Source organism: Bradyrhizobium sp. Arg816 (genome assembly GCF_029989365.1).
Taxonomy (GTDB): domain Bacteria; phylum Pseudomonadota; class Alphaproteobacteria; order Rhizobiales; family Xanthobacteraceae; genus Bradyrhizobium.
Genome location: NZ_JAPRAQ010000026.1, coordinates 86,286 through 111,540 on the forward strand (window position 1 = coordinate 86,286; position 25,255 = coordinate 111,540).

General features: G+C 60.2%; 18 protein-coding genes. 15 read left to right on the forward strand and 3 right to left on the reverse strand.

The window, feature by feature from the left end:
* Positions 1–33 precede the first annotated feature (33 nt).
* Positions 34–3,411 carry a M10 family metallopeptidase C-terminal domain-containing protein gene (locus OWC48_RS38400; RefSeq protein WP_306664659.1) on the forward strand — a complete coding sequence of 1,126 codons (3,378 nt, stop codon included), beginning with the start codon at positions 34–36 and terminating at the stop codon, positions 3,409–3,411.
* On the opposite strand, the gene OWC48_RS38410 is transcribed toward OWC48_RS38400, so the two are convergent.
* Complete coding sequence (locus tag OWC48_RS38410; RefSeq protein ID WP_282524646.1) at positions 3,388–5,979, reverse strand: O-antigen ligase family protein; 2,592 nt, start codon at positions 5,977–5,979, stop codon at positions 3,388–3,390. The genes OWC48_RS38400 and OWC48_RS38410 overlap by 24 nt on opposite strands.
* Before the next feature lie 778 nt (positions 5,980–6,757).
* Here OWC48_RS38410 and OWC48_RS38415 point away from each other — a divergent pair.
* The 12 genes from OWC48_RS38415 to OWC48_RS38470 are packed head-to-tail and all read left to right on the forward strand — an operon-like array spanning position 6,758 to position 19,271.
* Positions 6,758–7,819 carry a Gfo/Idh/MocA family protein gene (locus tag OWC48_RS38415; protein ID WP_282524647.1) on the forward strand — a complete coding sequence of 354 codons (1,062 nt, stop codon included), beginning with the start codon at positions 6,758–6,760 and terminating at the stop codon, positions 7,817–7,819.
* Positions 7,816–8,283 carry an acyltransferase gene (locus tag OWC48_RS38420; protein ID WP_282524648.1) on the forward strand — a complete coding sequence of 156 codons (468 nt, stop codon included), beginning with the start codon at positions 7,816–7,818 and terminating at the stop codon, positions 8,281–8,283. Before OWC48_RS38415 ends, OWC48_RS38420 begins: the two co-directional genes overlap by 4 nt.
* A gap of 11 nt (positions 8,284–8,294) precedes the next feature.
* A complete protein-coding gene (locus tag OWC48_RS38425) occupies positions 8,295–9,392 on the forward strand; it encodes a DegT/DnrJ/EryC1/StrS aminotransferase family protein (RefSeq protein ID WP_282524649.1) in 1,098 nt (365 codons plus the stop codon).
* A 41-nt stretch (positions 9,393–9,433) separates the two neighbouring features.
* Positions 9,434–10,987, forward strand: coding sequence for a lipopolysaccharide biosynthesis protein (locus tag OWC48_RS38430; protein WP_282524650.1), 1,554 nt, complete (start codon positions 9,434–9,436; stop codon positions 10,985–10,987).
* Between the two features lie 2 nt (positions 10,988–10,989).
* The gene (asnB, locus tag OWC48_RS38435; protein WP_282524651.1) at positions 10,990–12,822 is read left to right on the forward strand and encodes an asparagine synthase (glutamine-hydrolyzing); all 1,833 of its coding nucleotides are present in this window, start codon (positions 10,990–10,992) and stop codon (positions 12,820–12,822) included.
* A gap of 9 nt (positions 12,823–12,831) precedes the next feature.
* Positions 12,832–13,920: a glycosyltransferase gene (locus OWC48_RS38440; RefSeq protein WP_282524652.1), complete on the forward strand. Its 1,089-nt coding sequence runs from the start codon at positions 12,832–12,834 to the stop codon at positions 13,918–13,920.
* Positions 13,921–13,973: 53 nt separating this feature from the next.
* Entirely contained in the window at positions 13,974–14,813 is an 840-nt protein-coding gene (locus OWC48_RS38445) for a methyltransferase domain-containing protein (protein WP_049831947.1), read from the forward strand.
* Complete coding sequence (locus OWC48_RS38450; protein ID WP_282524653.1) at positions 14,810–15,385, forward strand: DapH/DapD/GlmU-related protein; 576 nt, start codon at positions 14,810–14,812, stop codon at positions 15,383–15,385. The genes OWC48_RS38445 and OWC48_RS38450 overlap by 4 nt, the downstream gene beginning before the upstream one ends.
* The gene (locus OWC48_RS38455) at positions 15,369–16,220 is read left to right on the forward strand and encodes a class I SAM-dependent methyltransferase (protein WP_282524654.1); all 852 of its coding nucleotides are present in this window, start codon (positions 15,369–15,371) and stop codon (positions 16,218–16,220) included. The genes OWC48_RS38450 and OWC48_RS38455 overlap by 17 nt, the downstream gene beginning before the upstream one ends.
* Positions 16,221–16,222: 2 nt before the next feature.
* Positions 16,223–17,149 carry an NAD(P)-dependent oxidoreductase gene (locus OWC48_RS38460; RefSeq protein WP_282524655.1) on the forward strand — a complete coding sequence of 309 codons (927 nt, stop codon included), beginning with the start codon at positions 16,223–16,225 and terminating at the stop codon, positions 17,147–17,149.
* Positions 17,146–18,342, forward strand: a complete 1,197-nt coding sequence (locus tag OWC48_RS38465; protein WP_282524656.1) for a glycosyltransferase family 1 protein — start codon at positions 17,146–17,148, stop codon at positions 18,340–18,342. The genes OWC48_RS38460 and OWC48_RS38465 overlap by 4 nt, the downstream gene beginning before the upstream one ends.
* The gene (locus tag OWC48_RS38470) at positions 18,339–19,271 is read left to right on the forward strand and encodes an NAD-dependent epimerase/dehydratase family protein (RefSeq protein ID WP_282524657.1); all 933 of its coding nucleotides are present in this window, start codon (positions 18,339–18,341) and stop codon (positions 19,269–19,271) included. Before OWC48_RS38465 ends, OWC48_RS38470 begins: the two co-directional genes overlap by 4 nt.
* Before the next feature lie 29 nt (positions 19,272–19,300).
* Here the strand turns inward: OWC48_RS38470 and OWC48_RS38475 are convergent, their stop codons facing one another.
* The gene (locus OWC48_RS38475; RefSeq protein ID WP_282524682.1) at positions 19,301–20,545 is read right to left on the reverse strand and encodes a glycosyltransferase family 4 protein; all 1,245 of its coding nucleotides are present in this window, start codon (positions 20,543–20,545) and stop codon (positions 19,301–19,303) included.
* A gap of 2 nt (positions 20,546–20,547) precedes the next feature.
* Positions 20,548–22,461: a nucleoside-diphosphate sugar epimerase/dehydratase gene (locus OWC48_RS38480; protein ID WP_282524658.1), complete on the reverse strand. Its 1,914-nt coding sequence runs from the start codon at positions 22,459–22,461 to the stop codon at positions 20,548–20,550.
* A 569-nt stretch (positions 22,462–23,030) separates the two neighbouring features.
* Here OWC48_RS38480 and gmd point away from each other — a divergent pair.
* Positions 23,031–24,101 carry a GDP-mannose 4,6-dehydratase gene (gene gmd, locus OWC48_RS38485; RefSeq protein ID WP_282524659.1) on the forward strand — a complete coding sequence of 357 codons (1,071 nt, stop codon included), beginning with the start codon at positions 23,031–23,033 and terminating at the stop codon, positions 24,099–24,101.
* Complete coding sequence (locus tag OWC48_RS38490) at positions 24,073–25,062, forward strand: GDP-L-fucose synthase (RefSeq protein WP_282524660.1); 990 nt, start codon at positions 24,073–24,075, stop codon at positions 25,060–25,062. The genes gmd and OWC48_RS38490 overlap by 29 nt, the downstream gene beginning before the upstream one ends.
* Positions 25,063–25,255 lie beyond the last annotated feature (193 nt).

The window sequence follows — 25,255 nt, forward strand, 5'->3', positions numbered from 1 at the left end:
CGAATCGCGTGATCCGTTGCTCCGGAGAGTCCATTGGCCAATTCTGTCACCGTTGGTGCCACCAACAACGCCGATATTGACGGCTTGCTGTCGGGCTACAAGTGGACCGGCACGATCACCTACAGCTTTCCCGACTCGGCCAGCGACTACTCCAATCCTTATTACGGCGGCAACAGTGAGCCGACATCGTCTGGCTTCGCCGCGGCGCCGAGCGCGATGCAGGCGGCGATCAACTACGCGGTCGGACTGATCCTCGGTTACACCAATGCCAGCATCCAGTACGTGGGCACCGACGGCGCGAACATCATGATCGCTCAGTCGTCGAAGCCCGCGACCTCCTACGCCTACTACCCCGGCGACTATGCGGCCGGCGGCGACGTCTGGTTCGGGACCCAATACAATTACTCGCTGGCCAAGCTCGGCAATTATTATTTCACGACCGCGATGCACGAACTGGGCCACGCTCTCGGTCTCAAGCACAGCCAGGAGACCGGCGGCCCCGCCAATGTCGCGGTGCCGAGTGCGCATGACGACAGCGAATACACCATCATGAGCTATCGCAGCTATGTCGGCGCCTCGACGACCGCCGGCTCCAGCAACGAGGCTTACGGATATCCGCAGACCTATATGGCCAACGATATCCTCGCGCTCCAGACGATGTACGGCGCGAACTACGCGACCCAGGGTGGGAACACCGTCTACTCCTGGAATCCCACCACGGGTCAGGAGTTCATCAACGGTGTCGGGCAACTCGCGCCGGGCGGCGGCACCGGCAACTCGGCCAACCGCATCTACGAGACAATCTGGGACGGCGGCGGCATCGATACCTATGATCTGTCTAACTACACGACGAATCTGAGCATCAATCTCAATCCCGGCGCGACGTCGCTGTTCTCAACCGTGCAACGAGCCAATCTCGGCGACAACCAAAATCTCGGCTACGACCACTACGCCTCAGGCAACGTCTACAACGCCTATCTCTACAACAACGACGCGCGCTCCTACATCGACAATGCCACCGGCGGCTCCGGCAACGATACGATCATCGGTAACGCCATCGCCAACGTGCTGAACGGCGGCGGCGGCAACGATACGATCACTGGCGGCGGCGGCAACGACACCATTATTGGCGGCGCCGGTACCGATACGACGGTGTATTCGGGCAATCAGTCCAGCTACGCCATCTCGTACAATCCGGCGACGCAGACATTCACACTGGCCGATCAGCGCGCCGGTTCGGCTGACGGCACCGATACGGTGACGGGCGTGGAGAACTTCCAGTTCGCCGACGGCACGGTGACCAGTGACACGCTGATCAGCCAATTGGGTCCCATCGTCCTTGAGTCATTCGGCTCCACGGCGCTGCTTCAGGTCGGGAGCAACTATGAGCTCGGTAACGCCGGACCGATGCTCAAGTACAACGGATCCCTGGTGACGGCCGGGCAGTTCGCACCCTGGGTTCCAATAGGGGCGGAGCAGACCGCGAGTGGTTTCGACTTCGCCTGGAAGACGCCGGGGACGGATAATTATACGGTGTGGAGCACTGACGCGAACGGCAACTATACCGGAAACCTGACCCAGATTGTCTCCGGCGGCACCAGCGCGCTTGAATCACTGGAGACGGTCTTTCACCAGGATCTGAACGGCGACGGCATGATCGGGGTGCTCTCGGTGACTATGGAGTCGTTCGGTTCCACGACGTTACTGCAGGTCGGGAGCAACTATGAGCTCGGTAACGCCGGACCGATGCTCAAGTACAACGGATCCCTGGTGACGGCCGGGCAGTTCGCACCCTGGGTTCCAATAGGGGCGGAGCAGACCGCGAGTGGTTTTGACTTCGCCTGGAAGACGCCGGGGACGGATAATTATACGGTGTGGAGCACTGACGCGAACGGAAACTACACCGCAAACCTAACCCAGATCGTCTCCGGCGGCAGCAGCGCGCTTGAATCACTGGAGACGGCCTTTCACCAGGATCTGAACGGTGACGGCACGATCGGAGTGCTCTCCGTGACTGTAGAATCGTTCGGTTCCACGACGTTGCTTCAGGTCGGAAGCAACTATGAGCTCGGTAACGCCGGACCGATGCTCAAGTACAACGGATCCCTGGTGACGGCCGGGCAGTTCGCACCTTGGGTTCCAATAGGGGCGGAGCAGACCGCGAGTGGTTTTGACTTCGCCTGGAAGACGCCGGGGACGGATAATTATACGGTGTGGAGTACTGACGCGAACGGCAACTATACCGGAAACCTGACCCAGATCGTCTCCGGCGGCAGCAGCGCGCTTGAATCACTGGAGACGGTCTTTCACCAGGATCTGAATGGAGACGGTACGATTGGGTTGCTCACGACGACGCTCGAGTCGTTTGGCTCAACGAGTCTGCTCCAGGTCGGCACCACTTATGAGCTCGGCAGTTCTGGTCCGATATTGAAGTACAACGGAGCAGCAGTCGTGAGCGGTCAGTTCTCACCTTGGGTGCCGATCGGGGCGGAGCAGACGGCTAGCGGATTTGACTTCGCTTGGAAGATGCCGGGCACCGACAATTACACGGTGTGGGGCACGGATGCGAACGGGAATTACCTGACGAACCTCACGCAGATCGTATCGGGCAGCAGCGCGGCACTGGAAAGCCTCGAGACGACCTTTCATCAGGATTTGAATGGAGATGGCACGATTGGGTTGCCCACAACGACGCTCGAGTCGTTTGGCTCAACGAGTCTGCTCCAGGTCGGCACCACTTATGAGCTCGGCAGTTCTGGTCCGATATTGAAGTACAACGGAGCAGCAGTCGTGAGCGGTCAGTTCTCACCTTGGGTGCCGATCGGGGCGGAGCAGACGGCCAGCGGATTTGACTTCGCTTGGAAGATGCCGGGCGCCGACAATTACACGGTGTGGGGCACGGATGCGAACGGGAATTACCTGACGAACCTCACGCAGATCGTATCGGGCAGCAGCGCGGCGCTGGAAAGCCTCGAGACGACCTTTCATCAGGATCTAAATGGAGATGGCACGATTGGGTTGCTCAAAACGACGCTCGAGTCGTTTGGCTCAACAAGTCTGCTCCAGGTCGGCAACACCTATGAGCTCGGCAGTTCTGGTCCGATATTGAAGTACAACGGAGCGGCAGTCGTGAGCGGTCAGTTCTCGCCTTGGGTGCCGATCGGTGCCGAGCAGACGGCCAGCGGATTTGACTTCGCTTGGAAGATGCCCGGCACCAACAATTACACGGTGTGGGGCACGGATGCGAACGGGAACTACCTGACGAACCTCACGCAGATCGTATCGGGCAGCAGCGCGGCACTGGAAAGCCTCGAGACGACCTTTCATCAGGATCTGAATGGAGATGGCACGATTGGTCTACCCGCTCATATCAGCCCCAGCTTCACCTTAATCGACTTTCACGTAGCCTGAGCGCCCGTTTTCCGCGATCGAGTGCTGAGGCCCGGATGAGAATGCGAGCAGGCCGGCATCGACTTGCGTCGGCTCGACCGCTATCTCTTGAGCCGGAGTGAGCCACCATAACACAAATAGCATACCGAGACCGTTGGACAGCAGTGCAGTTGAGAGTGGCACATTCATAATCAGCTGGACGCCTAGCCCGGACGAGACTGCGATAAAGCGTGCATCGAGGTGTCGCGACGCGATCGTTCCGAGGGAGAGTATTGATCCGCAGACGAAGGCGGACACTGGTGCGAGCAGAAGACCGACCGACGCTATACCTTCCGTGGCAAGGAAGGACGCGTTGAAATTGCCATTTCGATACGCTGCTCCGATTGTTGGCCCGAGCTCGCCGTACATGCAGCCAAAAAAACGCCTTACGATCGAGATCTGGCAAAAGTGAGTGTTCGGATTGTGTGTGAAGAAGTCGGCGTACTGATCCAGCGCGAGAACGGGTACTCCAACGAACCTCAAACTCACAGTCCCAAGCGGGTACAATGCCAAATATGGCGAGAAAGGTCGAAGTAGCATGAACGCGCCCATGCCGATGAGCAACGGAATCACAAATGCTAAGATAGTCGCAGCGCGAGGTTCGAATCGGCTGTATAGCCAAAATAAGAGCGGAAGCCAAAGGGGAACCAAAAGAACCGTTTTATTCAATACCACCGGATAAAAGCTCAGTGACAGCGCGAGTACACCAGCTGCGAAACCCCATTGCTTACGGGCTGCGAAGCTCGCGAAGAGATAGGGAATGATTGTGCCAATTGTGGTCAAGGTCAGATAATTTAGTGTAGTCGGACGGATCACTGTGTTGCGCAGATCCCCGTAGGGATCTCCGAACTGAATTCCATAGGATGCGTCAGCGATGAGCACCGCGACGCAGATCAAGGACAAGAGCGCGCGCAACAACGCTGGACGCACTGTCCATGGTCTGATCGGGACCGCACGAACGAAGAGTAGTGGAACAAGTGCAGCTAACAGTCCAGCGACCAAGGCCCATCGCGTAGTCGAATGGGGGTAATCGAACTCGCTGAAAAAGCTTAGCCAGACGAAGCCAAATACGGCTGAGAACAATGAAAAGGCGACGGTGTAGCCGAAAGAAAACCTTGCAATCAAAAACAGCGGCACAAAAAACGTCATAGCCATCGCAGCAGTCATCGCTTCAATAGTCGGCCACGAAGGCCAAAAGTGCATGGCTGGGAACATGCGTGCGGACACGATCATTGAAATAATGTCGATGACCATGAAGCTCATCATCGTGACGGCTAGTGCGCCAAACGGTTGGATCTTCGCCTTACGCAGAGCATTGCCTATCGATGCTGTTTCGTCGGACGGCAGCCTCGGTATGACCGCCGCGCCGCTCCCGAGAGCGAAGAATAGCAAGCAATCCTCGCTTACCCGGCCGTAGACGAGTGACATCAGTAAGGCGAAAGTGAGTACACACAAGGCCAGTGCAGCCTCGGTATTCCCTCGTTGCAACCACAGCGAGCGGAAAACTGACAATATCAGCAGCACAAAAAGCAGCGCAGCAGGCAGGCCGAACTCGACGGCCATTTGCAGGATGGAATTGTGCACCTCAGCACCGACGCACGAGCGCTTTGCAAATTCGTTGAAGCCAATCCCAGTCAAGCCTGCGGATGGGAGCAGGGCGGCGGCTTGCGAGTAGATGCGTTTCCGAATATCGATCGAGTTGTCCAGATTTACTTGCGAGCAGCCCTGCGACGGACTGTCAATCTCCGTCTCCGAAGATTGGGGGCTTTTCGATTCCTGCCCCATTTGGGTGATTGGCAGTACAAGGCTTGTCTCCGCGTAGCGAAGGAATTTCAAGGTAGTCGAGCCGCGCAAAAGCGCTCCGGCAGAGATTGAGATTGTGATGAGGCCAATAATGCCCATGATTCGGAAGCGTTGTGCCGGTCTAGCAGCAAAGCCGACGACTAAAGCTACCATCAAAGCAATGAAGGCGAATCGGACTTGAGCTGCCGCAAAAATACAAACAAGCGGAACCGCGGGCGCCGCTATTCTGCGAAGGGAAACTCCGGCAAGCGAGATGCACACTAGGGCGAGTGAAACGAGTATCGTAAATTGGGCTGGGGCATGTGAGTACTTGTCGAACACCATCGCCTTGCCGTGCAAGGCGCTCAAGTCGGTGGACAGCGCAATTGTCGTCGCGACAGCGCCCACTGCGGCTATGACCGCGAGCACCGACATGAATGTTTGACCATACAGTGGAGTGGTCAGCCCGCGCGCGGCAGGATAAGCCGCAAATGACAAGACGAGAAGCGCCAAATCTTTGTAATCGGCCGGGGGGTGCAAAGCGAGAGAAAGGCCGCAACAGAGAAATAAAGCGATCGCTAGATAGTCAGCGACGTTCAAAGAAGTAGATCGCCACTTGCCGAGCCAGATGAGGCTTCCAGTGACGACAATAAGGTAGATCGCAGTGAAAGTGGATCCTAACCCGAACACCCCGTGGGAAAAAACCGCAACTGAATTTGCCGAAATCAAAAGAGCCGACATGATCTGGCTCGCAATATTTCCGAGCATGTTCAGAAAGTCCCCATGATATCGAACACGGCACTTTTTGCGGCTTAATCTTGGAGAATACATGAGTGCCGTCCAGCATGATCATGATGGCGGCACCCGCTCCGAGGAGTAAGTGCGAGTTGATAAGACGAACTAACGTTCGGGCGCATTCGAGATTCCCTTGGACTCTCATCCCTCACGATTCCGGAGCTTTAACAGCGGATCGAGCGGATAGCCAGATTTCGGTTCTAGTCTCTCGATCTATCCGGGAATCACGCTGAGAGCATCGCCTGGTAGCGATTACTAGCAAATCATTGTCTCACCTGTGGCCAAATTCCCAATAAAACCTGACCTTGTCATCAAGCGTCACAACCTTGCCTTTTTACTTCCGCTTCTCTGGTTTTTACCGCTGTCGGCTCATGCGTATCGACGCTTTACACAAATCGACGAGAGTTTTTTGCCTCCAACGCAGGTTCAGTTCCAGGACATTGAAGGAATAGAGGACCGCAGAAAAGTGGTTCAAAAAGCCACGAAATGCACTTCGAATTCTGGCCCGGGCAATTCTTGTCAATTGGAAGCAGTTACAAGCATCTAATGCAGTCACTTGATTCCGAACGGCTTTTTCCTGTAAAGGCTACTCGTGGGATGGGGCGTGTTTCACAGAAGGATGCGACTTTGGTCTAGGGGATTGATGGTTCGGACCGGTTTGCGTGCGATTTCGTGATTGACATGACCGGTGTTCCGACGTTGCGTGCGCCCGCACGCTGGCAGGTCCGCTGCGTTCAAAAAGGGATAAGTAATGATCAGGTTTGGACTGCTCGGTTGCGGACGCATTTCCAAGCGTCATTCCGATCTGCTTGGCGGGCGTCAGGTCAATGGTGCCTCGCTAACGGCGGTCTGCGATCCTGTTCAAGAGCGAGCGGAGGCTGTTGCATCAAAATTTTCGGTGCGCCCCTACTTCGATATGGATGAGTTCCTTTCCCAGAAAGACATTGACGCCGTGGCAGTGCTCACGCCAAGTGGTCTGCACCCTCAGCATGCGATTGCCTGCGCCAAGGCAGGCAAGCACGTGGTGGTTGAAAAGCCGATGGCGCTGCGCTTGCAAGACGCTGACGCCATGATCCGAGCGTGCGACGAAGCGGGCGTCAAGCTCTTCGTGGTGAAGCAGAATCGGTTCAATGTCCCTATCGTGAAAGCGCGGGGGGCCCTCGAGGCGGGTCGGTTCGGGCGCCTTGTGCTCGGGACGGTTAGAGTGCGCTGGTGTCGCGACCAGACCTATTACGATCAGGATGCCTGGCGTGGCACTTGGGCTTATGACGGCGGCGTACTCACCAATCAGGCAAGCCATCACATCGACATGCTGGAATGGTTCTTCGGCGACGTCGTCAGCGTCCATGCGCGGAGCACGACTGCGTTAGTCAAAATCGAAACGGAAGATACGGCTGTCGCGACGTTGAAGTTTCGTAGCGGCGCGCTTGGGATAATCGAGGCGACAACCGCGGTGCGGCCGGCTGATCTCGAAGGCTCACTCTCCATCCTCGGCGAGCAGGGGACCGTGGAAGTAGGCGGCTTTGCTATGAACAAGATTCGTCATTGGCGCTTCGTGGACGAGTTGCCTTCGGACAAAGAGGTTATCGAGAACTTCTCGGTCAATCCGCCGAATGTCTACGGCTTCGGCCATCAGGCCTATTACCAGCATGTCATTGATTGCCTGATCAATCAGCGAGCGGCGCTGGTGGACGGGCTTGAGGGCCGCAAGAGCCTGGAGCTGATCTCCGCGCTCTATGAGTCGATCGAGACCGGGCAGGAAGTCCCGCTACATTTCACGCCGCGGCTGTGTCGCCTCGGTATGGCGTCGTGAACCGGCCGCAATCAAATCATGTCGCTGTGCGCGACGTGACGTTCGGCGCCCGGGTAAAGATCGTCGAACCCTGCAATCTCTATGGCTGTGAGATCGGCGACGATTGTTTTGTCGGACCTTTCACCGAGGTCCAGAAGGGCGTTACCATCGGCGCCCGCAGCCGGGTGCAGTCGCACGCCTTCATCTGTGAACTGGTGACGATCGGCGAGGATTGCTTTGTCGGTCACGGCGTGATGTTCATCAATGATACCTTCGCCACCGGCGGCCCGGCCCGCGGCGACAAGACGTTGTGGCGGAACACAGTGATAGGCAACCGAGTGTCGATCGGCTCTAACGCCACCATCATGCCGGTGCGCATTGCTGACGATGTGGTGATCGGGGCGGGCTCGGTCGTCACCAAGGACATCGCGGCCGCCGGCACTTATGCCGGAAATCCCGCGCGCCGGTTGGCGCCCCGGAGTTAGAAGGTGGATTCATGCTGGTACCCTACGCGGATCTGCAGCTGCAGTATCAAAACATCAAGGGCGATATCGATGCGGCGATAGCCGCGGTAATTCGCGACAATTCTTTCATTCGCGGACCCTACGTCGATGCCTTCGAACGGGACTTCGCCAAAGCCGTCGATATCAAACATTGCGTGTCCTGCGGCAACGGGACCGACGCGCTCTATATTGCGATGTCGGCACTCAAGGTGCAGCCCGGCGACGAGGTCATCACCACAGCGCATTCGTGGATCAGCACATCGGCGATGATCACACATGCCGGCGCGACGCCGATATTTTGCGATACCGACGGCGCGAACTTCACCATTGATCCGGCGGCGATCGAAGCTGCGATTACGCCGCGAACGGTTGGCATCATTCCGGTGCATCTGTACGGACAGCCGGCGGACATGGACGCGATCATGGCGATCGCGCGCAAGCACAAGCTATGGGTAATCGAGGACTGCGCGCAGGCGCATCTGGCGCGCTACAAGGGCCGGCAGATCGGCACCTTCGGGCAAGCGGCGACCTATTCGTTCTATCCGGGAAAGAACCTAGGCGCGATGGGCGATGCCGGCGCCATCGTCACCAATGACGATGTGTTGGCCGAGCACATGACCATGCTGGCTCGCCATGGCGGCCTCGTCAAACACCAGCACCAGATCGAGGGCATCAACAGCCGGCTCGACGGCCTGCAGGCCGCGATCTTGTCGGCCAAGCTGCCGCATTTGCCGGCTTGGACCCGGGCGCGCCAGGAGGCTGCGAAGGTTTACGACGTCGGCCTCAACCAGATCGAAGGTGTCGTTGTGCCTTCGGTCGCGAGAGACCGCACCCACGTCTATCACCTCTACACTATCAAGCATCCGCGCCGTGATGCGCTGGCCGCACACCTCGGCGCCAAGGGCGTTCAGACCGCGATCAACTACCCGACGGCGCTGCCGTTCCTCGCCGCCTATGGACGGTTCAAGCATCTCCCCGAGCAGTTTCCGAACGCGCATCAGGATCAGGGCCAGATACTGTCGCTGCCGATGTTCGCGGAGATCACGCGGGAGCAGCAGAGCGAAGTTATCGATTTGATTCGAACGTTCTAAATTCCGCAGCAATCAAGATAGGCAGAGGCCTGATCGCCCACATGGCTGAGCCAGACGGCACTTTTCGTCTATTGGGAAATTCCGCTTGGAATGCGGCGGCCTTTGTCATCGGTGTTGGCTTGAATCTGATGATCCTGCCGTTCGTCGTCTTCCGGCTGGGCCTCGCCGCGTTTGGCGTCGCCGGTCTGGTGATGGCCTGTCTCGCGCCCGCTCTGGCATTCAGCAATGCCCTCGCATTATCGACCGCGCGTGAACTTGCCCACCGTCTGGCGCCGGCCGAACGCGACGATGCCCGACGTTTCTTCGCCACGGCGTTGCTACTTGCCGTCGGGATCGGCGGGCTGATCGTGATCGGCTTTGTCGCGGCTGGGCCGCCACTCGCGCGCCTTGCGTTTCATCTGAACGGCGACAGTGCCAACGATCTCGGACGCGCTTTTGCCCTGGGTGCTGTCGGGTGGCTGTGCCAGTGCCTTTCGGCGGTGTTTCTCACGCTGTTCACAGCGCGCCAGGATTATCGGCGGATTTCCTCGATCAACATTACCAGCGCCGTCGTCGCGACGGGCTCGATGGTAGTGCTGATCCCGTCCTGGCCGCAGGCGTCGACGTTTCTAGGCTGCCAGGCGCTGGGCTTTGCGACAGGCCTGCTGATGGTGTTCGTGCTGTCGCGTCTGCGGCTCGGCGAATGGCTGGCGCGTCCAGCGCTTCATCGCGGCCCGCTTGGCGATCTCGTCAATGTGGGATCCTGGCAACTCGCCGCTCAAGGTGGGGGGTTGCTCTCCGGGCAGGTGGATCGATACCTGCTTGGCGCGCTGTTGCAGCCGCAGTTTGTCGGATTTTATACCATCGCGCAGCGGCTCGAAGAGGCGATGTATATTGGCATCCTGAAAGTCGGCGAAATCTTGTTCCCGTATTTCAGCGCCTTGCAAAGAGAATCCAGCGATCGGAAAGCCGAACTGTTGTTCCGCTCCTCCTGGATCCTCAACGTGCTTGCGGCGAGCGTCCTCGGGGCCCTGGTTCCGGTGGCCGGCCCGCTGCTTTATCTATGGACTGGCCCGGAAGTGGCTGCTGAAGCCCAGCGGGTGTTGGTCGTGCTCGCGATTGCCGGCATGCTTGGATGCAGCGCCAACGTCTTCGCATTCTATCTTCTGGCGCACGGCCAGTCCCGCTCCATTGCATTGATCTCGCTGGTGACAGCGGTGTTTACCGTGGCCACCAGCGCAATCGCGCTGCCCTATTTCGGATGGCAGGCAGCAGGCTGGAGCGCCTGCGTCGGCATGAGCGCCCAAATCGTCACGACCATCCTGCTGCTGCGACGAAGTTTCAGCATCGCCGGCATGTGGTCGCGCGTCGCCCATTTCGTATTGCTGCCGCTCGGAACCGGCATCGCGACCGCCCTTGCCTTGCGATATGCGCTTCGCGACGCGTTATTCGACCATGTGTCGCCCTGGTGGTATGTGGGGGGCCTTTATTGCGTTGCGGCCGCCATTATTTTCGTCGTCGTAGTTACGGTTTCGCGGGTTGGCCCGCACGGCGCCGCCTGCTGGCGGGATTTGCGCGTCATCGCCACTCGTTTCTTACCTGTGAGGGCTACGTAACCATGTGCGGGATTGCTGGCATCCTCAATATTCGCGGCAACCCGGTCGATCCCGCGGAAATTTCGCGACTGACGAACCTGCTTGCGCATCGCGGCCCTTTTGGCGAGGGAACCTGGTTCAGCGCCAACCGAAACCTGGCTTTCGGCCACCGCAGGTTGGCGATCATCGATCCCGGCGAGGGTGGCTTTCAGCCTATGGTATCCTCGGACGGTCGTCATGTGATCGTGTTCAATGGCGAAATCTACAATTTTCTCGAGCTTCGGCGCGAGCTAGAGGCCCAGGGCGCGGTCTTTCGCAGCCAGTCCGACACCGAGGTCATTCTCGCCTCGTGGCGGGCGTGGCAGGAGGGCATGTTGTCGCGCTTCAACGGAATGTGGGCGCTGGCGATCTTCGATACGGAGACGGAGGATTTATTTCTTGCGCGCGACCGCTTCGGTATCAAGCCGCTGTTGTATTCGTGGTCGCCGGAGCGCTTTGTTTTCGCATCCGAGCAACGCGCGCTGGTGCGAAGCGGCCTGATCGACACCGCGCTGGATGTCGATGTCGCACGGCGAGTGTTGATCGATGCTTTCGGGGTGGAAGGAAGCGAACGGACGCTCTGCCGGGAGGTGCGCCGCCTGCAGGCTGGTCACTGCATGTGGCTTCGTCACGGGCGATTGGAGATCCGGCGCTGGTGGCGCACCGTGGATCATCTGCCGGAGGTGCCGGCCACCGAGGGCGAGCGCGTCGAACGCTTTCGCGAACTGTTCCAGGATGCGGTCGCACTGCGGATGCGCAGCGATGTGCCGATCGGAACATGTTTGTCAGGCGGGTTCGATTCGTCAGCCGTGATCTGCACCATGGCGGCGCACGAAAAAGCCGGCATGGGACCGCGCGACAATGCCTCCTGGCGCCACGCCTTCGTTGCGACCTTTCCCGGCGCGATCAATGATGAGCGACCTATGGCCGAGGAAGCCGCCGCCTGGGCCGACGTCGCTCCGTCGTTCCTTGAAATAGGTCGCAACAACGCGCTCGCCGATATCGACCGAATTTTGGACGACAATGACGACGTCTATATCGGGCTGCCAAGCGCGGCTTGGTTGATTTATCAGGAGCTCAGGCGCCAGAACGTGACGGTATCGCTGGATGGCCACGGCGCGGACGAGTTGATGGGAGCCTATCTCCAGGAGGGGAAATCGATGGCGTTCTGGGCCAGAAATACGCTGGCGGGGCTGTCGTCCAATTCGGCAATGGCCAGACGCGGTGTGGATTTGATGCGGGCGATGATGATCAAGCGACAGCGGCATTATTTTTTGCGCGGCGGTATGCGCGGTATCCCGGCTCAGCTCAGCCTGGTCGGCGAGGACGACATGCTGCCGCGCCATTGGGGATCATTGAACCAGCGCCTCTATCGAATGTTCCACGCCACCGTGTTGCCGACGATTCTGCGGAATTTCGATCGCCTTTCGATGGCGCACGGAATAGAGGTCCGGATGCCGTTCATGGACTGGCGTTTGGTGACCTATACGATGGCTTTGCCGGATTCCAGCAAGTCATCCGACGGCTATACTAAGGTCATCGCACGGCGCGCGATGGCTAATCAGATGCCGGAGTCCATCCGCATGGGACGCCGCAAAGTCGGCTTCAATTCGCCAATGCCGGAGTGGTTGAACGGGCCTCTTGCCGGCTGGACCAGTGATCTGCTCGATCGACAGGTCCCGGCATTCGCCGAACTGGTGGACGAGACCGACCTGCGGAAGACCGTCACACGCCTGACGTCTTCCAAAACCTGGGATTGGGAAACGGTCGGACGAATCTGGCCGTATCTGAACATGAAGTGGATGCTGGCGAGGTAAGCGTAACCAATGCGGTTATTCCAGAATAGCGGTCTCTATCCGTCCTATTTGAGACGCCTGAATCAGCTTGCAGCGGGAGCCCGGGGTTTCGCGGAGCGGCGCCGCGTCTTTCTGGATGACCGGTTTGGCGCCCTGCATTTCCTCAAACCGGTACTCGGCGACGCGCCGGAGGCCTTCTTCACCAATGCTGACGATGAAACCCTGCAGCGTCATTGGGCGCGTGAGCAGGGAATTCAGGGCAAGTCGTCGCTAGAGACCATATTGCTCGCCCAGATCGAGCATCACCGCACCGAGGTATTTTATAATCTCGATCCCGTGCGCTATCCGAGTGCATTCGTACGCAAGCTTCCAGGCTGCGTCAAAAAAACACTCTGCTGGCGGGCTGCGCCGTCGGGAAAGGCCGACCTGACGGCTTACGGTGCCGTCCTCGGCAACTTTCCCTCGATCCTGGATTCCTGGCGCCGCGCCGGCTGTCGCGCCGAGATTTTTTTTCCCGCGCTCGACCCGCTCATGGAAAACTATGGTCACGGCGATCGCCCGATTGACGTGCTTTTTGTGGGAGGCTATTCGCGGCATCATACCGCGCGGGCAAAGACGCTCGAGCAGGTGGCCAATTTAGCCGATACCCACCGGATCGTCTATTGCCTTGACTCTTCACGGCTGACATGGCTTGCGGAGAGCGCGCTCGGCAGCCTGCTGCCGTTGAAAAAGCATCGGCGTCCCCAGGCCATTGCCAGCATCGCACAACCGCCGGTATTCGGGAAATCGCTTTACGAGCTTCTCGGATCGTCGAAGATCGTGCTGAATGGTGCCATCGACATGGCGGGGAGCGATCGCGGCAATATGCGTTGCTTCGAGGCCATGGGCTGCGGCGCGTTGCTTTTGTCCGACGCCGGCAGCTATCCAGACGCAATGACAGCGGGCCTGACTATGGAAGTTTATACATCCTCGGAACAGGCCACTGAAATCGTTTCCAAGTGTCTGGAAAGTTGGCCGGGATCGGTCGAGATGGCCGCTCGGGGACGGAGCCAGATGTCGGCGGCCTATGGTAAGGCTGCGCAATGGGAACGATTTGTCGATATCGTCGCACGGATCTAGGCATGCTGGCGCGGACACGACATCAATGTTGACAAGATAATTAGGGTTTGACGATGAGAACGGACAATCTGGCCCAGGGGATCAAGTGGTTGCTCGACGGCGCCGCCGCGCCCGTATTCAAGATGCGACCGCGGCCCTTTGGTCCGGGTTATCAGACGGTGAAACGCCGGATCATAACGTCGGCGGTCGACGGCGGCCTGCTTCGCGACGGCGATGACTTGCCACCCGGCTACGGCGTCGCCATGGACGAGCGGGTTGTTGAATACCCGTGGGTGTTCGCCCGGTTGGCTAATGTCGGCAAAATGCTCGATGCCGGATCGACCTTCAATCACGACTTTCTTCTGGAACGGCCGCCGTTGCGGGGCGCTGATCTCACGATCATGACGCTGGCACCTGAAAAGCGCTGTTACTGGTACAACGGCTATTCATATGTGTTCGGCGATCTCAGGAAAACGATGTTTGCCGATCATGCCTTCGATACCATCGCCAGCATTTCAACCATTGAGCATATCGGCCTGAACAACACGATGCTCTACACGGGAGATCCCGCAGATACGGAATCCGATGAGAACGGGTTCGTTCCCGCGGTGAAGGAATTCAAGCGTATCCTCAAGCCCGGCGGCACCTGCTTCATTTCGGTGCCTTTCGGCAAGCGAGACAATCTCGGCTGGTATCAGGTCTTCGACCTTGCCATGATCCAGAAGATCGTCGAGACATTTGCCCCGGTTGCGCACCAAATCGATTACTTCGGTTACTCGCTCGATGGCTGGTCCCGAAAGTCCGCGCATGCCCTGGCGAGTGCCACCGTATATGACGTTCACACGGGTAAGGGATGGAGCACTGACCTGGCGGCATCGTCGCGTGCCGTGGCGTGCCTGCAGTTGACCGCATGAACGTCGATTATCTAATCCAGCGACTTATCGGGCGCGCAACCTGCCGGCTGCAACAGAACGCGGTGCTTGGCTCCAGGGCAAGGATCAGGAATATTCGCGGCGATTCGGATAAGATTACGGTCGGCCAGCACTCCCGGATTTTGGGCGAGCTATTGACCTTCGCGCATGGCGGCGAAATCAGCCTTGGCGAATGGTGCTATGTCGGCGAGGGAAGCCGGATCTGGTCCGCGGCTTCCATCATCATCGGCAATCGCGTCCTGATCTCGCATTCCGCGAACGTGTTCGACAATCTGACCCACCCGTTGGGGGCGGCGGCGCGGCACCAGCAGATTAGGCAGATTTTCTCTCATGGCCATCCTCGCGACATTTCGCTTGACGAAAACCCGGTCCGGATTTGCGATGACGCCTGGATTGGTGCAGGAGCTATGGTCTTACGTGGCGTGACCGTGGGCGAGGGTGGCGTTGTCGCCGCCGGGGCTGTGGTCACCAAGGATGTTCCTGCGTTTTCCGTTGTGGCGGGCAATCCTGCCGTATTGATCAAGGAATTGCCCGCCGATGCCCGCCAATCCTGAAATCACCACTTGGGAAAATGCGGTCGTCTGGCTTCGCAATCAGCCGGACCAGCGTCAGCTCGTGCTGGACGCGTTTTATGATGATCCCTTGATCGCCGCGGCCAAACGTTACTTCGCCGGCGACGAATGGCAGGCGGTTTCAAAGTTGCTGCGGGACCGCACCGGCCGGGCCCTCGACGTTGGCGCCGGGCGCGGCATCGCCAGCTACGCCCTCGCGCGGGAGGGGTTTGCAGTCACCGCGCTCGAACCGGACCCCAGCGCCATCGTCGGAGCGGTGGCGATCCGGACGCTGGCCGCCGAGGCCAACCTGCCCATCGAAGTCGTCGAGGAATTTTCCGAACGCCTGCCATTCGACGAGAGCGCGTTCGATGTCGTATTCGCCCGAGCTGTGCTGCACCACACCCGCGACCTCGACAGCGCCTGCCGTGAAATGTTTCGCGTGCTTCGTCCAGGCGGAATTTTCATTGCAGCGCGCGAGCACGTGATCAGCAAGGAAGCCGATCTCGGGCAGTTCCTCGATCAGCATCCGCTGCATCACCTCTATGGGGGCGAGCATGCGTTTCTTCTCGATCGCTATACCGGTGCACTGCGCGGAGCCGGGTTTGAGCGGGTAGAGATTCTCCCGCCATTGCAGAGTCCGATCAATCTGTTTCCCTATACGATCGATACCCTGCGAGCCGCTGTTGTGGAAAAGCTATCGCGGAAAATTCCCGCCGGTCCATTGTGGCGCGCCGCGTTGGGTTCCAAGGCCGTCTTCACGTCGCTGCTGTCGGTGGCGGAACGATTCGATAATCGTCCGGGCCGACTTTATTCATTTGTCTGCCACAAGGCGTAAACATGACGACGTGGATCACGGGCGCCAACGGCTTCATCGGTCGACACCTGGTGCGCGTGTTAGCTGACCAGGGCCATGCCGTACATGGCATTGGTCACGGCGCCATCAATGAACCCGAACGGCAGCGCATCGGTCTCGGGCAGTGGCTGAACGGGGAAATCGAGGCGGCCAATCTCAACACGCTGGCCGGCGAATCCGGGCTGCCGTCCACGATTTTCCACCTGGCTGGCGGATCCTCGGTCGGATTGTCGATCGCGCAGCCACTTGAGGATTTTTCGCGCACCGTCGCGAGCACGGCCCGGTTGCTGGAATGGCTTCGCGGCTCGGCCCCCGGGTGCCGGTTGATTGTCGCGTCTAGTGCGGCGGTCTATGGCGCCCATCATGCTAGCGCGATTTCAGAGGATGCCGAAACGCAGCCGATGTCGCCATATGGCCATCACAAGCTAATTATGGAGCAGCTCTGCCGCAGTTACGCGATCTCGTTCGGCATCCGCGTGATCATCATCCGGTTATTCTCAGTGTACGGTCCCTCACTCCGCAAGCAGTTGCTCTGGGACCTCTGCTCCCGTCTAGCGCAAGGCCAGTGCGAGCTCGTCCTGGGCGGCACCGGCAACGAAGCGCGTGACTGGATCGATGTACGGGACGTCGTGCGGCTGCTTGCGGGGCTCGCACGGACTGACGGGATGCCCCTGAAGGTGCTGAATGGCGGCAGCGGTATCCCTACCAGCGTTGCCGAGATCGCCGATATGGTGACAAAAGCCTGGGGCGGCGATATCGCAGTTCGGTTTTCGGGCCTGGTCCGTGCGGGCGATCCCTTCAGCCTAGTCGCCGACGCGAGGGAGCTTTCCGCCATTCCCTTCAGTTGGCACATCCCGGTCCAGGACGGTATTACTCAGTATGTAAGCTGGTTCAAGGGGCAGGTCTATTGAGCGACGCTCGCCCCATCCGGCTCGCCTTCACGTTAATTTCTCGCAAGGCTTGGGCGGGCGGCTACAACTATCAACTGAACCTGTTCCACGCGCTTGCGAAATACTGCCCGGGCGCTATCACGCCCGTGGTGTTTGCGAGCGAAGCTCACGATGCTGGCGAACTCGCGCCTATCCGAAAGGTGCTGGGGGCCGAGACTGTTTGCTCGGTGCACTTCGATCGGCCTGCGCTGACCTCGTTGCTGCCGACCATGTTCGCTCAGGATCGGCGTGCGATTGCCAGCTTTCGCAACCACAAGATCGATGCGGTCTGGGAGAACGCCCGCTTCTTCGGATGGAAGTCTCCCTATCCGACGGTGGCTTGGATTCCTGATTTCCAACATCGGCAGCTGCCGCATCTGTTCTCTAACAATGCGAGACGACGGCGTGAATTGGGTTTTCAGCTGCAGGTCCTGTCTGGCCGCACCATCATTCTGAGTAGCCGCAGCGCCGAGCGCGATTGCGTTTCTTACTATCCCCGGACGAAGGGCCGAACCGCCGTCGTGAGGTTCGCCAGCGAGCCTTCGGCCGAATTGCTCAAGCTGGATCCGGTAGAAGTGCTCCAGAAGTACGATCTGCCGAGAACGTACTTCTATGTCCCCAACCAGTTCTGGCGCCACAAGAACCACAGGATTGTCCTAGACGCGCTTTCATTGCTTGCGCAGCGAGGCGTTCATCCGGTTGTCGCTGCATCCGGCGGCGGTGATCCGAATGATCCGGTATATCTCGATCAAATCGTGCATGAAGCGGCAGGCCGCGGCCTGGCACAGCAGTTCCGCTACCTCGGCATGATTCCGCTCGCCGAAGTCTATGCCCTTCTCCGTTCCAGTGCAGCGCTGATTAATCCATCTCGCTTCGAGGGCTGGAGCACCACGGTCGAGGAAGCAAAATCGTTCAGCGTGCCGATGATGCTGTCAGATATCGACGTGCACCGTGAGCAGGCTGGAGAGCGCGCCCGCTATTTTGGCGCCGACGATGCCGCAGCTCTGGCCGCCCATTTGCAGGATTTCACGCACCCCGCGTTTGTGGTGCGCGAGATGAACGATCAGTTGGGCGGGCGGGTGCGGGAGTTCGCCGAGAGCTTCTCCTCGACCATTAAACGGGTCGTTCGAGCGCATCGATATGGACTGGGTCTGCTGGAGCGCGCACCGCCATGAATCAACCGGTCGTCCTCGTCACCGGCGCAACCGGATTTGTCGGACGCAATCTCGTCCCGTTGCTTGAGAGCCGCGGCTATCGGGTACGCCGGGCGCTACGGGCCGGCCGGGCCGGAGAGAACGATGTCGTGGTCGGTTCGATAGGGGCAACTACCAGTTGGGACGCAGCCCTTGTGGGAGTGGACGCGGTAGTCCATCTGGCCGCCCGGGTACACCACCCTAATGAGGAGCACGCGGACGAGCTGTACGACACAGTGAATACACAAGGTACGCTGCAACTGGCCCAAGCCGCCGCGCGGGCTGGGGTGTCCAGGTTCGTGTTTCTGAGCACAATCCTGGTCAACGGAAGCTCGACGGATGGGCGAGGGCCGTTCATGCCGGATGACGCAGTGGTGCCACGCGGCGTTTACGGACGGTCCAAGGCTGCGGCTGAGGCTGCCCTGCAGCGCCTGGCGTCACAATCCAAGATGCGGGTAGCTGTGGTGCGCCCGCCATTGGTGTATGGACGCGAAGCGCTCGGTAATTTCCGTCACCTCGTTAGCGCGATCAGACGGCGGATCCCGCTTCCGCTTGGCCTCGTCGATAACAAGCGGGCGTTCGTCAGCGTGCAGAATCTCGCGTCCTTTGTCGCACATCTGGTGGCCCTGCCGGTGGCGCGTCCTTACCAGATTTTTCTGGTCGCGGATGACGAGCAGATTTCGACGACTGCTTTCGTTCGTCGGATCGGGCAGGCGATGAACCGGACCGCTATCCTGTTGCCGGTGCCCTCGGTGGTTCTGACGCTCGCCCTCCAAGCGATAAGGCCGGAGCTGCGCCACAGCTTGGTAGGATCTATGGAGATTGACACTTCCGCCGCGCTGTCGACCGGCTGGACGCCGCCGCTCAGCATGACCCATGGATTGCGGCTGGCGGTGGGCTCCTCGTCCTAAACACCCTTGCGGTCGAGTCCGGCAACTACTCAGTCGATACCGGTGTAATATCGTCGTGCGTTGCTCATAAGCTCGGGGTTGCGCAACAATTCGTCGACCAGGGCGGCGTAGGCATTCATCGCGGTGGCGCGATCGAACTTTGCAGCCGCCTTCACCGCGCGTTCCGCCATGGCACCCTCGTCGGACCGGGATGCCGCGCGGATTGCGTCGGCGAGCTGATCGGCGCGGCCCGGCGTCACGACCCAGCCGAGCCCGTTCTCCACCACCGTCAACGCAGCCTCGGCTTCCGGCTCCGAGACCAGCGCCACGGGACGGCCGACCGCCAGCAGATTATAGAACCGGCTCGGCACCGACACCCCCGCCACGTCCTTCCGGTACGGAATGATCCAGAGATTGGCAGCCGCCAGGAACGCCTCGAGCTCGGCATCCGCGACCCGCGCCACGAAGGACACATTGGGCAAGTTCGCTTCAGCCTGCAACTGCTTCAGCCGCTCGAAGCCGATGCCCCAGCCGGACAGCAGGAAGTGGAAGTCCGGCTCGTCCTTCAAGAGGCGTGCCGCCTCGAACACGATCTCCGGATCATGGGTGAAGCCGAGATTGCCCGACAGGCCGACAATGAATCGCGCGGACAGCGCTTTACGGAACGGATTGTCCGGCGCCACGGGACGTGCCGCGGGTACCAGCGTCGCCCAGTTCGGGATGAAGCGGATCTTGTTCCGCGTCATGCCGGAATAGCTCAAGAGCGGCCGCTCCGCATCACGGCCGATGGTGATGACGGCATTGAGCGCGCGGAACATCAGGCTGTTGGCCGCGCGCATCGTCAGCGTCACCAACGAGCCGGGTTTGAGGATTTCCGCCATCACGAGAACATCGGGGAAGAGGTCGTGCATGATCAGCGCCGAGCGCGCGCCCTTGCATCTTGCCGCAGCCGCGACCGCGTAAGGCAGCATGAACGGCGCGGTCACGGTGAGCACGACGTCACCTGACTTGAGCTCCCGGATCAGCGCGAAGAAGGCACGCGCCGCGAACAGCAGCTCGGACAATCCACGTCGCACCAACGCGGCCTTTCCCGCCATCCGGTTCCTGATGGCGATTACGCGCGGCTTGCCCGGGCCGGTTTGCGAGGCCGGCAATACGCCGGGCGAGCCCGACAGCACGATGACCTCGTGGTCGACGGCGACGCGACAGGCGATCTCGGCCATGATCGCCGCGGTCGTGCTCGGATCCGGCGGGTAATGCTGGCTCGCGACGACGATCTTGCCTTGAGACTGCATGGTCAAGCCGCGGTCGATCCGAATTCCGGGACCGCATCCTTCAGGATCGTCCTGATCGTGGCCCGATCGTCCCGCGCGATCGCCTGCTCCAGCGCCGCGATCCATTTGCGCAGCGTCTGCATCGGCGGCTCGTTGGGCTGCGCGGCCATGATGCCGGCGACACCGATCTCGCGGGTCGGCTCCTCGGAGGCGAACAGGATCTCGTGCAGGCGCTCGCCCGGCCGCATGCCGGTGAACACGATCTCGATGTCGTAGCCGGGCTGGAGGCCCGAGAGACGGATCATGCGCTCGGCGAGATCGACGATCTTCACCGGCTGGCCCATGTTGAGCACGTAGACCGAGACATCGGGGCGCGCGGTGCCGAGCGCATGCGTCGCCGCCGTGATGACGAGATCGCAGGCCTCGCGGATGGTCATGAAGTAGCGGACCATGTCCGGGTGCGTCACCGTCACGGGACCGCCGGCCTCGATCTGGGCCTTGAACTTCGGCACCACCGAGCCGTTCGATGCCAGCACGTTGCCGAACCGGACCGAGATCAACCGCATCGGCGGCCTGGCACTGCCGCCAGCTGCGGCAAGATCGTGGTCCAGCGCCTGGCAGTACATCTCGGCGAAGCGCTTGGTGAGGCCGAGCATCGACACCGGCTCGATCGCCTTGTCGGTCGAGATCATCACCATGGCTTCGGCGCCGGCGCCGTGCGCCGCATCGGCAACGTTGATCGAGCCGAAGATGTTGGTCTTGACGCCCTCGCTCCAGTCGCGCTCCAGGATCGGCACGTGCTTGAGCGCGGCGGCATGGAACACGATGTCCGGCTTGAACTCCGCCATCAGGCGGATGATGCGCCCGCGGTCGCGGATGTCGGCGATCCGCCCCTCGATCGCAGCCGCCGCGCCCCGCGCGGCGAGCGTCTCCGTAACCGCGTAGAGCGCCGGCTCGGAGTTTTCTACGATCAGGAGACGCGCGGCGCCGAAGGCAACGACACGCTCGCAGATCTCGGAGCCGATCGATCCGCCGCCGCCGGTGACGATGACAGCCTTGCCCTTGATCAGCGCTTCGAGCCGCGCATAGTCGATCTTTTCGCTCGGCCGCAGCAGGAGGTCCTCGACTGCGACGGCCGTGAGGCGCGGCGTATCGCCGCCCTCAAGCGATGGCATCCGGTTGACGATCATGCCTAACTTGCGCGCCCGCATCAGGATCGATTCCGGATGAGCGTCCGGCTCGAACGCGGACGGCGTCATCACCAGGCGCGCAATCGCCTTGTCGCGCTTGGCGAAGTCGCCGACGACGTCCTCGATGTCCTCGATGTCGCCCAGCACCGGCACGTTGCGGATGAACTGGCCGCGATCGGATCTCGACGGCGACAGCACGCCCACCGGCCAGATGCGCTTGATCGCCCCGCTCTCGATGCCGCGCAACAGCACCTCGGCATCCGCGGCGCGGCCGATCAGCAGCGTCGGCGCGGCATTCTGGCCCTTGGCACGACGCCGCACGCGCGTATAGCGGAAGTGCCGGTAGGCTATGCGCAACGCGGTGAGGAACGTTATCTCGAGGAACCAGTAGAGGACGATCGTCACCTTGCCGAGGAAAAAGGCGCCGCGGACGTTGGGGGCGACGAAGATGTAGTCGAGCGCCAGGAGGGCAACCGTCAGCACGGTCGCGACGCGGATGATGTTCAGAGCGTCAGGCAGCGAGATAAAGCGCCATTTCGTCGTGGTCAGGTTGAAGAGGAAGAACACGACCATGCTGAAGGCGAGGAAGTAGGGCAGGATCTGGAATAGCAGCGGCAGGCGGTCGAAGAAGCCGTGGCCACCCTCGAAACGCAGGTAGACCGCTGCGAACAGCGCCGCCGTGGTCGCCAGCAGGTCGTGGAGCGCGATCAGGAAATTGCGCAAGGTGAGATGCGAAAGACGTGTCATTAATTCGCTCATCTCGGACTTCGTTATTTACCGGTGTTTCGGTTCCAGCACCAGAGAGAGGTCAACCCATGTTCAATGTTCCACGGGCGAAAAGCCCGCAGGGCAAAATCACATTCAGAGATCGCTACGCGGAGAACCGTTGATTCCCAACCGCGTAACTGCCGCCGTCAGAGAGTTTCCTTCTCCAATTGAATAGGCCCGAGACAATTATTTAAGCGGCACAGCAGCTTGATTTTCCTAGCACGCTTGGTAGGCGGTCGGTTGTGTAACGGCGTCTTAGCGGCCCGACTCCGGCGAGTCACGAAATACTTTTGGCGAGCTATCTAGCTGGTTTGGGAACATGTTGCAATTTGCCTTGTAGTATACTTAGAAGTGTATCCCGATTTGAATGCTCCTTTTGCGCGACGCGGCCATCAAGCGTTTCAGTCTTGTTCGTTCGCTCTTCCGGAACTCGTGTTTCTTGTCGCGGTGACCCGAGCTTGACGAGGCGACCGCAATGTTCAAATGGTATCAGCGGTACTTTATGATTGATCGCAACGCGCTCGCTCGAATTTGGGGACAAGGATAGTATGACGAAGCGGGTGGCTTTAATCACCGGCGTGACTGGCCAGGACGGCGCCTATCTCGCTGAATATTTGCTGTCGCTCGGCTATGTCGTGCACGGCATCAAGCGGCGTTCGTCCTCGTTCAACACCGCGCGCGTCGATCACCTCTATCAGGACCCGCATGTCGGCAACGTGCCGTTCCTGATGCACTACGGCGACATGACGGATTCGACCAATTTGATCCGCCTGGTGCAGCAGATCCGGCCGACCGAGATCTACAATCTCGCCGCCCAGAGCCACGTCGCCGTCAGCTTCGAGAGCCCGGAATACACCGCCAACGCCGACGCCATCGGCGTGCTGCGTCTGCTGGAAGCGATCCGCATCCTCGGCATGGAGAAGGAGACGCGGTTCTACCAGGCCTCGACCTCCGAGCTCTACGGCCTCGTGCAGGAGATCCCGCAGAAGGAGACGACGCCGTTCTATCCGCGCTCGCCCTATGGCGTCGCCAAGCTCTACGGCTACTGGATCACGGTGAACTACCGCGAAGCCTACGGCATGTTCGCCAGCAACGGCATCCTGTTCAACCACGAGAGCCCGATCCGCGGCGAGACCTTTGTGACCCGCAAGATCACCCGCGGCGTCGCGCGTATCGAGGTCGGGCTGGAACAGGCGCTCTATCTCGGCAATCTCGAAGCCAAGCGCGACTGGGGCCATGCCAGGGACTATGTCGAGGGCATGCACAGGATTTTGCAGGCCGACAAGCCCGACGACTTCGTGCTCGCCACCGGCGAGATGCGCTCGGTGCGCGAGATGGTCGAACTGTCCTTTGCCCATGTCGGCCGCCGCATCGCTTGGCGCGGCAAGGGCGTCGAGGAGACCGGCGTCGACGAGACGAGCGGCAAGACGGTGGTGAAGATCGATCCGACCTATTTCCGTCCGACCGAGGTCGATCTCCTCGTCGGCGACGCCAGCAAGGCGCGCGAGGTGCTCGGCTGGACGCCGAAGCGCAGCTTCGCCCAGCTCGTCGAGGAGATGATGGCAAGCGACCTGGCGGAGGCAAAACGGGATGCGGCCAGTGGCAAACGCAGCGTTTGAGCTGAGGGGCAAAAGCGTCTACGTCGCCGGCCATCGCGGCATGGTCGGAGCCGCACTGCTGCGCCGGCTGGCGCGGGAGGACGTCAACCTCGTCACGGTCGACCGGCGCGAGGTCGATCTCTGCAACCAGGCCGCCGTGTTCGACTGGTTCGCCAGGACGCGGCCGCAAGTGATCTTCCTCGCCGCGGCCAAGGTCGGTGGCATCGTCGCCAACGACACGCTGCGCGCCGAGTTCATCTACGACAACATCGCGATTGCGGCGAACGTGATCCAGGCCGCGCATCAGAACGGCGCCGAGAAGCTGATGTTTCTGGGTTCGTCCTGCATCTATCCGAAGCTGGCGCCGCAGCCCTTGCGCGAGGATTCCGTGCTCACCGGCCCGCTGGAGCCGACCAACGAGCCCTATGCGATTGCCAAGATCGCCGGCATCAAGATGGCGGAGGCCTACCGCAGCCAATATGGCAGCGACTTCATCAGCGTGATGCCGACCAATCTGTACGGCCCCGGCGATAATTATCACCCTGAATTGAGCCACGTCGTCGCCGCCCTGATCCGCCGCTTCCACGAGGCGAAGGTTTCGGGAGCGAAAAACGTCATCGTGTGGGGTACCGGCACGCCGCGGCGCGAGTTCCTCTATGTCGACGACATGGCGGATGCCTGCGTGCACCTGATGAAGACCTATTCGAGCACGGAGCTGGTCAACATCGGCACCGGCGAGGACATCACCATCGCCGAGTTCGCGCGGGTCGTCGCCGACATCGTCGGTTACGGCGGCGAGATCAGCTTCGACAGCTCGCGTCCCGACGGAACGCCGCGCAAATTGCTGGACGTCAACCGGCTCGCCAAGCTCGGCTGGCGCGCGACGACCTCGCTCGAAGATGGAGTCCGGCGCGCTTACGAGTCCTATTTGTCCAAAACGTCTTCACCGGCGCTTTCTGCGCTCAAGTACTTTGAAAGCTGAGCGGTTCGGATCAGCTGCTCGTACCTGTAGTCCGCACAAGCGTTGGGGGATCATTACACTTCCGAGCTGATCGACTGACTGTCAGGCTAAGAAGGCATTGAGCAGATATTCGTTTGCAAGCAGTGCAGAATTGGGGGCTATCCTTCTCTGATAATCGTGGCAATCCGAACCAGCATGCATGCGGCATCGTAGA